General features: G+C 68.4%; 13 protein-coding genes. 3 read left to right on the plus strand and 10 right to left on the minus strand.

Going from position 1 to position 12,142, the window contains the following annotated elements; translation table 11 throughout:
- A partial coding sequence (locus FXN61_RS21885; RefSeq protein ID WP_167975920.1) for an AfsR/SARP family transcriptional regulator occupies positions 1 to 2,138 on the minus strand: 2,138 nt, incomplete at its 3' end.
- A 138-nt stretch (positions 2,139 to 2,276) separates the two neighbouring features.
- Here FXN61_RS21885 and FXN61_RS21890 point away from each other — a divergent pair.
- Positions 2,277 to 2,891 (plus strand): class I SAM-dependent methyltransferase, encoded by a 615-nt coding sequence (locus tag FXN61_RS21890; RefSeq protein WP_167975921.1) that lies wholly within the window; start codon positions 2,277 to 2,279, stop codon positions 2,889 to 2,891.
- 105 nt (positions 2,892 to 2,996) lie between these two features.
- Here the strand turns inward: FXN61_RS21890 and atpB are convergent, their stop codons facing one another.
- The 8 genes from atpB to thyX all read right to left on the minus strand — a co-directional run bounded on the left by atpB (position 2,997) and on the right by thyX (position 10,123).
- Positions 2,997 to 3,800 carry a F0F1 ATP synthase subunit A gene (gene atpB / locus FXN61_RS21895; RefSeq protein ID WP_167975922.1) on the minus strand — a complete coding sequence of 268 codons (804 nt, stop codon included), beginning with the start codon at positions 3,798 to 3,800 and terminating at the stop codon, positions 2,997 to 2,999.
- Positions 3,801 to 3,858: 58 nt separating this feature from the next.
- Positions 3,859 to 5,538 (minus strand): ribonuclease J, encoded by a 1,680-nt coding sequence (locus FXN61_RS21900; protein WP_167975923.1) that lies wholly within the window; start codon positions 5,536 to 5,538, stop codon positions 3,859 to 3,861.
- The gene (gene dapA, locus FXN61_RS21905; protein WP_167975924.1) at positions 5,535 to 6,431 is read right to left on the minus strand and encodes a 4-hydroxy-tetrahydrodipicolinate synthase; all 897 of its coding nucleotides are present in this window, start codon (positions 6,429 to 6,431) and stop codon (positions 5,535 to 5,537) included. Before dapA ends, FXN61_RS21900 begins: the two co-directional genes overlap by 4 nt.
- A gap of 19 nt (positions 6,432 to 6,450) precedes the next feature.
- Positions 6,451 to 7,062, minus strand: a complete 612-nt coding sequence (locus FXN61_RS21910) for a TIGR03085 family metal-binding protein (protein ID WP_167975925.1) — start codon at positions 7,060 to 7,062, stop codon at positions 6,451 to 6,453.
- A 25-nt stretch (positions 7,063 to 7,087) separates the two neighbouring features.
- Positions 7,088 to 7,501: a hypothetical protein gene (locus tag FXN61_RS21915; RefSeq protein ID WP_167975926.1), complete on the minus strand. Its 414-nt coding sequence runs from the start codon at positions 7,499 to 7,501 to the stop codon at positions 7,088 to 7,090.
- A 2-nt stretch (positions 7,502 to 7,503) separates the two neighbouring features.
- A complete protein-coding gene (locus FXN61_RS21920; RefSeq protein WP_167975927.1) occupies positions 7,504 to 8,943 on the minus strand; it encodes a serine/threonine-protein kinase in 1,440 nt (479 codons plus the stop codon).
- Positions 8,944 to 9,012: 69 nt separating this feature from the next.
- The gene (locus FXN61_RS21925) at positions 9,013 to 9,414 is read right to left on the minus strand and encodes an ACT domain-containing protein (protein WP_167975928.1); all 402 of its coding nucleotides are present in this window, start codon (positions 9,412 to 9,414) and stop codon (positions 9,013 to 9,015) included.
- 4 nt (positions 9,415 to 9,418) lie between these two features.
- Positions 9,419 to 10,123, minus strand: coding sequence for an FAD-dependent thymidylate synthase (gene thyX / locus FXN61_RS21930; protein ID WP_167975929.1), 705 nt, complete (start codon positions 10,121 to 10,123; stop codon positions 9,419 to 9,421).
- Positions 10,124 to 10,191: 68 nt separating this feature from the next.
- Here thyX and FXN61_RS21935 point away from each other — a divergent pair, with 68 nt between their 5' ends.
- Positions 10,192 to 10,695 (plus strand): toxin-antitoxin system HicB family antitoxin, encoded by a 504-nt coding sequence (locus FXN61_RS21935; RefSeq protein ID WP_167975930.1) that lies wholly within the window; start codon positions 10,192 to 10,194, stop codon positions 10,693 to 10,695.
- A 5-nt stretch (positions 10,696 to 10,700) separates the two neighbouring features.
- Positions 10,701 to 11,609: a DUF4097 family beta strand repeat-containing protein gene (locus FXN61_RS21940; RefSeq protein ID WP_167975931.1), complete on the plus strand. Its 909-nt coding sequence runs from the start codon at positions 10,701 to 10,703 to the stop codon at positions 11,607 to 11,609.
- Between the two features lie 31 nt (positions 11,610 to 11,640).
- Here FXN61_RS21940 and FXN61_RS21945 read toward each other — a convergent pair whose 3' ends face one another.
- Positions 11,641 to 12,135 carry a hypothetical protein gene (locus FXN61_RS21945; RefSeq protein ID WP_167975932.1) on the minus strand — a complete coding sequence of 165 codons (495 nt, stop codon included), beginning with the start codon at positions 12,133 to 12,135 and terminating at the stop codon, positions 11,641 to 11,643.
- Between the last annotated feature and the right edge of the window lie 7 nt (positions 12,136 to 12,142).

The raw sequence follows: 12,142 nt of genomic DNA on the forward strand, positions 1-12,142 counted from the left end.
GCCTGGTTGCCGTCGCGCGCGGCGGTGCGTTCGGCGACGCGGTAGGTGCGGGTCCACTCGTCCAGCGCGCTGGAGACGATGAAGTAGTTCCACAGCGCCACCGGGATCTGCCACGCCGTGGGCGAGTGCTGGTCCTCTGCGAGCCGGGTGACGGCCAGCAGGTTCGAGGATTCCGTGCGGCACCAGGTGAACGCCTCGTCGTGCGAGGTGAAGTCCTGAGTGGACAGTGGCGGTAACAGGAACACCGGGTGGTCCGGTGGCGCGATGACGGTGCCCGCAGCGTTCGCCGTGTCGAAGTACCACTGCAGCAGGCGTTTCACGGCCTCGTCGCGACCGTCCGACGACTCCTCGGTCGCGCTGAGCTCCGTGGCGTACAACCGAAGCAGGTCGTGCAGGCGGAACCGGCCGCGCGCGACCTCCTCGATCATGTGCCCGCCTGCCAGCACGTCCAGCAACGTCCGCGCGCGCGGCACCGGCACACCGGTCAGCGCGGCGACGGCGTCGAGGCTGATCTCGGCGCCCGGATGCAGGCCGATCAGCCGGAACATCCGTGCCGCATCAGGCTTCAGGGCCAGGTACGACCACGAGAAGGCGGCACGTACGGCCGTGTCCTCGTCGTCGCCGGTCGCCAGCACGTTCAGGCGGTCGCGCTCGTCGGCGAGGTCGTCTGCCAGGTCGGTCAGCGTCAGGTGCGGCCGCGTGACGACGCGTTCCGCCGCGATCCGCACCGCCAACGGTAAGTGCCCGCACAGCTCGACGAGCTTGGCCGCGGCAACGGGTTCGGCGGCGACGCGGTCCGCACCCACCGCGGAAGTCAGGAGCGCCAGCCCCTCGTCGCGCGTCAGGATCGACAACGTCATCGAGTGCGCGCCGTCCCGCGCCACGAGACCGCCGAGGTGGTTGCGAGAGGTCACCAGCACCATCGACGACGAACGGCCGGGTAGCAGCGGGCGAACCTGGTCCGCCAACCTGGCGTTGTCGAGGAGCACCAGAACCCGTTTGCCCGCCAGAACACTCCGGTAGAGCGCGGACTTCGCCGGCAGGTCGTCCGGGATGCGCTCGGCCGGCACGCCGAGGCTCTGCAGCAGCTGGTGCAACGCGGCGGCGGGCTGCACAGGAGGCGACGACGCGTCGAACCCGCGCAGGTCGACGTGCAGCTGGCCGTCCGGGAAGCGCCCCGCCACCTGATGCGCGAAACGAACGGCGAGAGCGGTCTTGCCGACACCGCCGGTGCCGGTGATCGCGACGAGCACCGGCGAGTGGTCGTGCGGAACGACCTCGGCGAGCTTGGCGAGTTCCTTCTCCCTGCCGGTGAAGTCGCGGATCTCGTGCGGCAGCTGGACAGGAACCAGCACGGGCACGGTGGGTTCCGGCTGCGGGTCGTGGCGGCCGACGAGGAGTTGTTCGTGGAGCTGACGCAGTTCCGGGCCGGGCTCGATGCCGAGTTCCTCGATCAGCAGCCGGCGCAGGTCCGTGTAGACGGCGAGAGCCTCCGCCTGCCTGCTACCGCGATACAGCGCGGACATCAACAGGCCGTGCAGCCTCTCCCGCAGCGGATGCGCGCTGACCAACGTCGTGAGCTCCGCCGCCACCTCCGCCTCACGTCCAACGGACAGCATCAACGCGGCGCGCTGCTCCACGGCCGTGAGCCGCAGTTCTGCCAGGCGCGCGCGTTCCACCGCGGCGAACGGTCCTGGCACGCCGTCCAGAGCGATACCGCGCCACAGGCCCAACGCGGCGTCGAACGCGGCGATGGCTTCGGCGGGCTGGGACCGCAAACGCCCGGCCTCGTCCAGATAGATGCGGAACATGGCGGCGTCAGAACTGCTGGATGAGAGCTTCAGCAAGTATCCAGCGTCTGTGGAGAGCAGCACGGAACTCGGCGCGCGAGAGGCCCTGCCGGGCTCGAAGAGACGCCTCAGCCCGGCGACGTAGGTGTGGATGCCGTTGTCCGCGCTGGCCGGCGGCTCCTCACCCCAGACCGCGTCGATCAGCTCGCTGCGCGACACGACGTGATTGGCGCGCAACGCGAGCACGGCGAGCACAGCTCTCTGCCGCGGTGGCCCCAGCGTGAGCTCCTGGCCGTCCACCGTTGCCGCGAGCGCGCCCAGCAGGCTGACACGCAACTCGTTCTGCACCCTTTGTCTCACTTCGTCGCTGTCCGCAGTCACCTAGCAACCTACCGTCAGATTTCGTCCAGAAGCCATCCAGAGTCCGTGCAGAGGGCTTGTACACACTTCACATCAGGTGGATTGGGCCGAAATGAGGGGGCGGCGATGAATGCGGCCGATGTTTTCGACACGCTCGGACTGGAATATCAACGCGCTTGGTCGCACCAGCCCGCACTGCACGGCACTCTCGCCTGGTTCGCCGCAACGCAGCCGTCGGGCTCGCGCGTGCTCGACATCGGCTGCGGCACAGGTGTCCCCGTGGCGCGGACCTTGGCCAAGGCGGGCATGAAGGTCACCGGCATCGACGTCTCCCCGGTGATGGTCGACATCGCGACCGCCCAGGTTCCGGAGGCCGCGTTCCACAAGATCGACATCCGTGACTTCGAATCACCCGCCGGCTCCTGGGACGTCATCTGCGCGGTGTTCTCGCTCCTGCAGATGCCGCAGGCCGAGATCATCCAGACCCTCGGCCGCGTCTCCACGTGGCTGCGGCCTGGCGGCCACTTCTTCCTCGCCACCGTGGCGATCGACGTCGAGCAGGTGCGCCTGCCGTGGATGGGCCAGGAGATCGAGGTGTCCTCGTTCTCCGAGGAGAACTTCGAGGAGCACCTCGGCAACGTCGGCCTGCGGGTGGTGCGCCGGAGCCGTCCGGTCTTCACGCCGTCCTTCCCCGGCGCAACGCCCGAGGAGTCGCTGCACCTGGTGTGCCAGCGGCCCTAGTGCTGTGACCGTCGGCCTTCGCCCCGTATTTCGACGGTCAGACGGGTATATCGCGGTGCCCTGCTGAGCGCCGGAAGACGCGGTGGAGGTCGGCGGTCACAGCACTTAGTGGTGTTCGGCCAGGGCACGGCCGATGAAGTGCGCTGACAGCAAGGCGAAGATGTAGGCCTGCAGCACCTGCACCAGCGCTTCCAGGAAGATCAGCCCGATGGCGATCGCGAAGCCCAGCACCGACGCCGGCTTCAGCCAGGTCGCGCCGTGCAGCAGGATGAACTCGCTGCCGACCGTGAACACCAGCACCAGCAGGTGGCCCGCGAACATCGCCGCGAACACCCGGATCATGAGGGTCACCGGGTCGAAGAAGAACTTCAGGATGACCTCGGTCGGGATCAGCAGTCCCCACAGCACCGGCTTCGGCACGTCCGGGATGACGAACTGGTTGCGCAGGTAGCCCTTGAGGCCGAACTTCCTGATGCCCACGAAGTGGTAGAGCGGGAAGATGATGATCAGCGCGATCGCGAACGGGAACCCGCTGTGCGTGAACGTCGGGAACTGCACGAGCGGGATCAACCCGTAGAGGTTGTTCACCAGCACGAAGCAGAAGATGCTGACGATCAGCGGCACGTACGGCGCGAACTCCTTCGCGCCGATCTGCTCCCGCGCGATGGTGTTGCGGCCGAAGTCGTAGACCGACTCGGCGGCGAACTGCCACCTGGACGGGATCAGCTTGAGATTCCTGGTGGTGGTCAGGAAGAACGTCAGGATGATCACCACCGACAGGACCAGCAGCAGCTGCGGTTTGGTCACCGAGAAGGTGAACGGCAGTCCGAACGGCTCGCGCCAGGTGAAGATCGGTGGAAGAAAGATGTCGTCTTTGCCGGGTGGGCTGAAGACGTCATTACCGGCCATGGGCGTCCCCCTCGTCCAAGGTCTGGGATCAAACCTTAGCGGACGAGGGGGACGGAGATCACACCGGGATAACGGTGGGAACGATCATCGGCCGGCGCCGGTACGTCTCGGCCACCCAGCGGCCCACGACACGACGCACGGCCTGCGCGATGCGGTGTGTGTCCGCGATGCCCTCGGCCTCGGTCCGCGCCAGCTCCATCTCCACCAGCGGCACGACCGCCTCCAGCGCCTTGGGGTCGTCGGAGAAGCCACGCCCGGAGATCGTCGGCGCCGTCACGGCACGCCCCGTCGTCCTGTCGATGGCGACGGAGATCGAGATGAACCCGCCCTCGCCCAGCACCAGCCGGTCGGACAACGTCGACTCGCCCACGTCACCCACGGACAGACCGTCGACGTAGACGTGGCCGACGACAACGCGTCCGGACACAGTCGCCTTGCCGTCGACGAGGTCGACGACGACGCCGTCCTCGGCGATCACCACGTGGTCCTCGGCGACACCGGTGGCGACGGCGAGAGCCGCGTTGGCCCGCAGGTGACGCCACTCGCCGTGCACCGGCATCACGTTGGACGGCCGGACGGCGTTGTACAGGAACAAAAGCTCGCCGGCCGGTGAGTGGCCCGAGACGTGCACCTTGGCGTTGCCCTGGTGCACCACGGTCGCGCCGAGCTTGGCCAAGCCGTTGACGACGTTGAAGACCGCGTTCTCGTTGCCGGGGATCAGCGACGACGCGAGGATCACCGTGTCGCCCTCGCGGATCGAGATCTGCCGGTGCTCGCCGCGGGCCATGCGCGACAACGCCGACAGCGGCTCGCCCTGCGACCCCGTCGACACGAAGATGACCTCGTTCTCCTCCATGCGCATCGCGACGTCGAGGTCGACGAACAACCCGTCGGGCACGTTCAGGAAGCCGAGTTCGGACGCGATGCCCATGTTGCGGACCATCGAGCGGCCGACGAACGCGATCTTGCGCTTGTACTGCACGGCGACGTCCAGCACCTGCTGCACGCGGTGCACGTGCGAGGCGAAGCACGCGACGATCACCCGCTGATCCGCCTTGCGGATCACGTTCTCCAGCACGGGACCGATCTCGCGCTCCGGTACCACGAAACCGGGCACCTCGGCGTTGGTCGAGTCGACCAGGAACAGGTCCACGCCCTCGTCACCGAGACGCGAGAACCCGGCCAGGTCGGTCAGCCGGCCGTCGAGGGGCAGCTGGTCCAGCTTGATGTCGCCGGTGTGCAGCACCAGACCGGCCGCGGTGCGGATCGCGACGGCGAGAGCGTCCGGGATCGAGTGGTTGACCGCGAAGAACTCGAGCTCGAACGGGCCGAACGAGCGATGCTCGCCCTCCTTCACCTCCACCAGCTGCGGAGTCTGGCGGTGCTCACGGCACTTCGCGGCGAGCAGCGCCAGCGTGAAGCGGGAGCCGACGACCGGCAGGTCGGGGCGCAGCTTCAGCAGGAACGGCACCGCGCCGATGTGGTCCTCGTGCCCGTGGGTGAGCACGATGGCCTCGATGTCGTCGAGGCGGTCCTCGATGGCGCGGAAGTCGGGCAGGATCAGGTCCACGCCCGGTTGATCGTCTTCGGGGAAAAGAACGCCGCAGTCGACCACGAGCAGCCGGCCGGCGTGCTCGAAAACGGTCATGTTGCGGCCGACCTCGCCAATTCCGCCGAGTGCGACGACGCGGAGGCCGCCTTCCGGCAGTGCGGGCGGCAATTCGGTCGAGTGGGTCACGCGTTGACTCCCAGTTCGGCCGCGATGGCCTCGATGTCTTCGGCCGCGGCCGGCACCAGCGGCAGACGCGGGTCTCCCACGTCCAGTCCGCGCAGGCGCAGCGCAGCCTTCGTGTACGTCACGCCGGGAACCCGGCGGAATGGTCGCAGCAACGGCAGCAGCGACTCGTGGATCTCCTTCGCACGCACGACGTCACCCGCGGCGAACGCGTCGGCCATGTCGCGGAGACGATCCGCGGCGAGGTGGCCGATGACGCTCACGAACCCGACGGCGCCCACGGACAGCCACGGCAGGTTCAGCGGGTCGTCGCCCGAGTAGTAGGCGAGGTCGGTGCTCGCGATCACCCGGCTGCCCGCGTGCAGGTCGCCCTTGGCGTCCTTCACGGCCAGGATCCGGGGGTGTTCCGCCAGGCGCAGGAGCGTGTCGACCTCGATCGGCACGACCGCGCGCGGCGGGATGTCGTAGAGCATCACCGGCAGCTCCGACGCGTCGGCGACGGCGGTGAAATGCGCCAGCAGGCCTTCCTGCGGCGGACGCGAGTAGTACGGCGTCACGACCAGAACGCCGTGCGCGCCCGCCTTCCCCGCCTGTTGCACCAGGTGGATGCTGTGCGCGGTGTCATAGGTGCCCGCGCCGGCGACCACGGTCGCGCGATCGCCCACGGCCTCGACGACCGCCGTGATCAGTGCGGCCTTCTCGCGATCGGTCGTCGTCGGGCTCTCCCCGGTCGTACCGTTCACGACCAGACCGTCGTTGCCCAGGTCCACCAGGTGTTTCGCCAGCTCCTGCGCCTTGGCGAGGTCGACCTCGCCGCGCGAGTCGAACGGCGTGACCATGGCGGTGAGAACGCGGCCGAACGGGCGGCTCGGCGCTGCGTAGGGGCTTCCGGGCATGCGCAGAAACTACCCGAGTTCAGACACTTCGGTTCAACGACCGCACACGTTCGACCGCGTCGGCGTCACCGCTGTATTCCACGCGAGCCTCGTCGCGCCCGAACGCAAGCATCACCAGCTCGGACACCTCGCCCGTGATCACCACGCCGTTCGCACCCGGCTTGGCGACGACGTGGTCGCCGTCAGGCCGCACCAGCGTGACGCCGACGGGCGACGACTTGAACGTCATGCGCGCGGTGACCGGCAACAGCTTCCACAGCGTGTTCTCGCGACGAGCGTCGTACGGCCGTGGCTCCCAGTCGGGCTGTGCACGCCGCACGTCCTCGTGGTGCACGAAGTACTCGCCCGTGTTGATGAAGTCGTCGACCGGCTGGATCCAGAACGGCGGCGTCCGCACGAGGTCGAGGAGCTCGCTCCACGCCTTGTGCGTGTAGTCCTCCTGGACCTTCTCCGTCCACTTCGCGAAGACCGGCAGCATGATGCCGGGCGCGGTGTCCGGACGCCGCTCGCGGACCGCGAGGTGCGCCGCGAGGTCCTTGGTCGACCACGTGCCGCACAACGTCGGCGCGTCGGGGCCGAGCTCGGTCATCAGGTCGACCAGCGCTTTGCGCTCGTCACGGGCGAGGCTCACACCCCCATTGCACCACAACCGGATCTCACGCCTCGTTCGGCTTGTAGCAGCCCTTGAAGCCGTCCGGCTTGGCGGAGTTGTCGGCGAGGAGTTTGACCACCTGGTCGCGGTTCAGGTTCTCCGGATAGCCGGGCCAGTCCGGTTCCTGCCCGTTGACGTGCAACTCGTCGAGCCAGTAGCCGGACTGACCCGACGACTTGGCGAACTCCAGGTCGCAGCCCTTCACCCGCACCATCACCTCGATGGTCTTGTCCGAGGACTTGACCGTGCGCTTGCCGATCTTCTTGGACTTCTTGGCCTTCTCCGTGCTGGGCTCGCCGATGTTGGTGAAGCCGGCGGCCTTCAGCTCGCTGACGAACTTGTCCTCGTTGCTGGCGCATGCCGTCAGGGCGGTCGCACAGCCGAGGGCCAGCAGGATGGAAACGATCCTTCTCTTCACGTTCAGTTGTCCTTCTTCGCGCTGATCGTGCCGTCCAGCTGGCTGCCGTCCTTCTTGCTCGCCACACAGTAGATGCGGCGCTGTGCGTTGTCGTTCTTGTCCTTCTTCCACGCCGTCTCGGTCGGCACCAGCGTGGACAGCTTGAGCTGCTGGTTGTCCTTGACCCACGCCGAGTTGAGGACGAGCTCGCACTTCGCCACGCCGACGCCCTTGAGCGCGTCCACGCCGGGGTAGGCGGCATCAGGCAGGTTCGACTGCACCGTCAGGGTCTCCACGACGTCGAACACCTCGAAGTCGTGCGGCTTGTCGCACTCCTCGCGGCTGTCCGAGTCGAGCTGCTTGGTCGGCGCGACCTGGCCGTTGCCGCACACGTTCTCGGAGAGCCCGAACACCGGGACCTCGCCACCCTCGCCGTACGTCAGCGCGGTGCTGCTGCCGCCAGGTGCCGTGAACCAGCTGTGCGCGTAGATGCCGCCGGTGAACGCCGCCGCGGCGATGACGACGGCGCCGACCAACGCGAGGATGCGGTTGCGCTTCTTCTTCGCGGGATTGACGGCCTGCGTCTGCTGGTACTGCTGGGTCTGAGCCGGCGGAATTCCGGTGGGCGGCGTCGGCTGGTTGCCGATGCTCGCGAGCATGGCGCGGGCCTGCGGACCCGACAGCCTGGCGTTCGGGTCGGCGATCAGCAGACCGGTGATCACGGCGCCGAGCACGCCGGTCGCACGGGTCAGTCGCGGGGTCTCGCTCATGATCGCGTGCAGGGTCGAAGCCGTGGAGGAGCGCTCGAACGGGCTCCAGCCTTCGACGGCGTAGCACAGGGTCGCGCCCAGCGCCCACAGGTCGGACGCGGGACCGGCCTCGTGGCCGTGGATGCGCTCCGGCGACATGTACGCGGGCGAGCCGATCAGGCTGCCGCTGGTCGTCAGGCGCGGGTCGTCGACGGCCTGCGCGATGCCGAAGTCGGTGAGCTTGACCTTGCCGTCCGGGCGGATCATCAGGTTGCCGGGCTTGACGTCGCGGTGCACGATCCCGGCCTGGTGAGCGGTCTCCAGCGCGGACAACGTCTGCAACGCGATCGACACGACCTGGTTCGGCGACATCGGGCCGTGCGCGCTGATCAACGTCGACAGCGTCGCCGCCTCGACCAGCTCCATGACGATGTACGTCGTGCCGTTCTCGTTGATCGCGTCGAACACCGTCACGACGGCGGGATCGTTGAGCTTGCCGGCGGTGCGCGCCTCACGCAGAGCGCGCTCTTCGAGCACACGGCGCTCCTCGTGCGCGATGCCGTCCGGCAGGTGCAGTTCCTTGATCGCGACGAAGCGCCCGATGTGACGGTCCTGAGCACGCCACACAATGCCCATGCCACCGCGGCCGAGCTCCGCCACCAGGGCGTACCTGCCCGCGATGACGCGCGGTTCGACTGCCTGTCCGTGCAACATGCGCTCCTACACCTGATGAACCGGGGGGCGTTGACGGTACTTCAGACCCGCCACACGGAGGATCGGTTCCTACGCTTCCGGCGCTACAACCAGTTCGTGACCTGCGGCACGCAACGCCAGGACGGCACGACCGAGATCGCCGTGCTTCACGAGCAAGTGGTCCGTGTCGTAAGTGGACAGCGCGAAGAGCGAGACGCCCGCGGCGGCCAGTTCACCCGCAAGGGCAGCCATGATGCCGGTGAGAGTGAACTCCAGCGGCCCTCGCACGGTGAGCAGCCGCCAGCCCTTCTCGGCCGTGTCCGCCGACAGCCCGAACGACGACGGCGCGATGATCGACACCTCGTCCGGTGTCCTGGTCACGGAGACCAGCACGTCGGTGAGGTCGAGCAGCCCGGCGGGGAGCGGGGCGTCCGCTGCCAGGCGCGAGACCGTGTATTCGCCAGGCCGGACGTCCACGATGAGCCGCTTCATGGCGTCAGCCTTCAACCACCAGTGGGCTGGAAGCAACTTCTGTGCCGTCCGGGAGTGTCGAGATCACGAAGTCCGCGAACGCGTTCGGCGCCGCCTTCGTCAGTTCGCGCAGGCAGGCGACCGCGAGCTCGCGCAGTTCCACGTTGATGTGCTCGGTCGCACGCATCGCGATGAAGTGCCGCCACGACCGGTAGTTGCCCGTCACGACGATCTCGGTGCCGGTGGCGTTGGGCAGCACCGACCTGGCGATCTGCCGTGCGCGCCGGCCGTTGACGGTCTTCTCGAGGCTCTGCACCAGGTCCTCGTACGCCTTGAGGCTCGCCTCGGTCGCGGCGACGAACCGCGCGTGCAGCTCGGGATCCCCGGCGATCAGCTCCGGCTCCACGACGTCGGTCGGGTCGGTGCGCTGGGAGAGCTGCGAGTAGGAGAAGTGCCGGTGCCGGATCAGCTCGTGGGTGAGCGAGCGGGGCAGCTCGGTCAGGTAGAGCGTCGCGCTGCCGTGCTCGAACGCGGCGAGGTGCCCGACGTCGAGCAGGTGGTGCAGGAACGTCGCGTTGGTGTTCGTCATCGGGTTCGAGCGGTCCCACGACTGGTAGCAGGCCCGGCCGGCGAACTCGACGAGCGCCGCGCCACCGTCCGCGTCGGTCGTCCACGGCACGTCGTCCGGTGGGATGAACTCGGTTTTCGCCACCAAGCGCACTCTCGGCATGGGCCGGACAGTAGCCCTGACGCCAGCCGGTGGTTGCACGACGCCAGAAGTGACGTCATAGTGGTGTCATGGATCTGTCGCCGTACATCGCGTCACTGCGCGAGGACCTGGCGACGGCCGCATCCGCGGGGGACGACAACACCCGTCGAACGGCCGCCGCGTTGTCCGCAGCGCTCGAGCCAGCCGCGCGACTGGCAATCATGAACGCACTGTCGGACCTGGCCGCTGAGGTCACCGCCTCCCTGGACGGCCAGGTCGTGGAGGTCCGGCTGGCCGGAAGGGACGTCCAGGTGGTCGTCACCGGGTCCGCGGAACCGGAGCCGGAGCCCGCACCGAGGCAGGAGGTGCCGCTCGGTGACGCCACCGGTGACATCAGCCGCATCACCCTGCGCATGATCAACGAACTCAAGTCCAAGGCCGAGGCCGCAGCGGCAGCCCAGGGCGTGTCGCTGAACTCGTTCATCCAGCAGGCCGTCGGTGGCGCGGTGCACAGCAAGCACAGGCATCAGCACAAGGGGTGGAGCGGAGGCGGGGGCTCCGGCTCACGCGTCCGCGGATGGGTGCAGGGGTGAGCGGGATGACCGAGCCGACAGAACAGGCCGAACCGGCAGGCGTGGTGCGTCAGCAGAGCTTCGAGTTCGCGGGCATCGCCGAGATCGACATCTCACTGCTCAGCGGCCGGGTGCAGGTGCACCTGGTCGACGGGCCGGGTGTGCACGTCGAGGTGCGGCACGACCCGACCGCGGGCAACTCGTGGACCGAGGGCCTGTCCAGCGTGCTGAGCTGGGTCAGCGGCCAGTTCGGCCCCGACAAGGGTGCCGGCCCCGGTGGCCCGGAGGACGCCGTGCGCGAGGCGCGCGTCGAGCTGCTGGGCAACCGTTTGCGCATCGAGTCGTCGAAGGCGCTGCCGTTGCGCGCGGTGCCGCTCTCCGTGGTGGTGACGGCTCCCGTGGGGTCGCACGTGTCGTCACGGACCGGCGCGGCTGACGTCATCGTGACGGGCGGCGCCGGCCGGCTGGACCTGAACACCGGCACGGGCAGCGTGTCCGCGGACAGGGCGACGGGCGAGACCAAGGTGAACTCCGGCGCCGGCACGGTGCGTCTGGGCACGATGCTCGCCGCGTTGAAGGCCAAGACCGGCAGCGGTGACGTCGAGGTGTCGTCGGTGGGCGGCAACTCCACGCTGATCACCGGAACCGGCGACGTGTGGCTGGGCGCCGTGCAGGGCAACGTCCAGGTCCGCACCGGCAGCGGCGACCTGACCGTGGCCGACGCCGCCTCCGGAGAGATCCACCTCGGCACCGGCTCCGGCAACATCCGCGTCGGCATCCGTCAGGGCACGCTCGCGCGCGTCGACCTGGTGTCCACGTCCGGCAACGCCCGCAGCGACTTCGAAGTCTCCGCCGAGCCGCTGGGCGAGGCCTCGCTGACGGTCACTGGCCGCACAGGCAGCGGCAACGCACTGGTGACCGCCGCCGCAAGCTGACCGGGGGGTCGGGAAACGGACACGTCCCCGGTCAGGGCTCCTGGAACGGTTTGGAGCCACCGGGGACGTCGTCCGGAAAGATCGGGCAGCGAATCTCGCCGGTCAGGAACTTCCTGATGAAGCTCGAGAAGTTGCCGTCGTACGACCAGCTCTGCCGCAGGTCCGTGATCATCACGGTCCACTCGTCCGGGCCGCCCCGCGTGTACCAGAGGCAGTGGTCGCCGTTCAGCGTCGTGCCCCAAGGCAGCAGGCCGGGGACGTCAGGGTGGACCCGCAGACCTGGCTGACGTCTCAGCGTGCGCAGGATCTTGGGCACCTGCGCCATCCAGTTCATGAACCCGGCACGTGCCGTCGGGTGCAGGATCCGCACGTACCCGCCGACCACGAGCGGTGGATAGGCCTCGGCGAGATGTACGTAGTCGCTCGGTAGCGCTGTGCCCGCCCGTGCCCTGACCGCGTCCCAGTCAACCGGATCTGGACGCCTTTCTGGCGCGCCCAGCAGATCGATCCACTCGTCAGGCGGCACCGTTCAC

Origin of the sequence: Lentzea indica (genome assembly GCF_012184385.1) — a bacterium.
Taxonomy (GTDB): Bacteria; Actinomycetota; Actinomycetes; order Mycobacteriales; family Pseudonocardiaceae; genus Lentzea; species Lentzea indica.

Coding starts and splice junctions, on each gene's coding strand:
- FXN61_RS21920 (WP_167975927.1), bottom strand. CDS start 8,943: ATGTTGCACGGACAGGCAGTCGAACCGCGCGTCATCGCGGGCAGGTAC.
- FXN61_RS21935 (WP_167975930.1), top strand. CDS start 10,192: ATGGATCTGTCGCCGTACATCGCGTCACTGCGCGAGGACCTGGCGACG.
- atpB (WP_167975922.1), bottom strand. CDS start 3,800: ATGGCCGGTAATGACGTCTTCAGCCCACCCGGCAAAGACGACATCTTT.
- dapA (WP_167975924.1), bottom strand. CDS start 6,431: ATGCCCGGAAGCCCCTACGCAGCGCCGAGCCGCCCGTTCGGCCGCGTT.
- FXN61_RS21940 (WP_167975931.1), top strand. CDS start 10,701: ATGACCGAGCCGACAGAACAGGCCGAACCGGCAGGCGTGGTGCGTCAG.
- FXN61_RS21890 (WP_167975921.1), top strand. CDS start 2,277: ATGAATGCGGCCGATGTTTTCGACACGCTCGGACTGGAATATCAACGC.
- thyX (WP_167975929.1), bottom strand. CDS start 10,123: ATGCCGAGAGTGCGCTTGGTGGCGAAAACCGAGTTCATCCCACCGGAC.
- FXN61_RS21925 (WP_167975928.1), bottom strand. CDS start 9,414: ATGAAGCGGCTCATCGTGGACGTCCGGCCTGGCGAATACACGGTCTCG.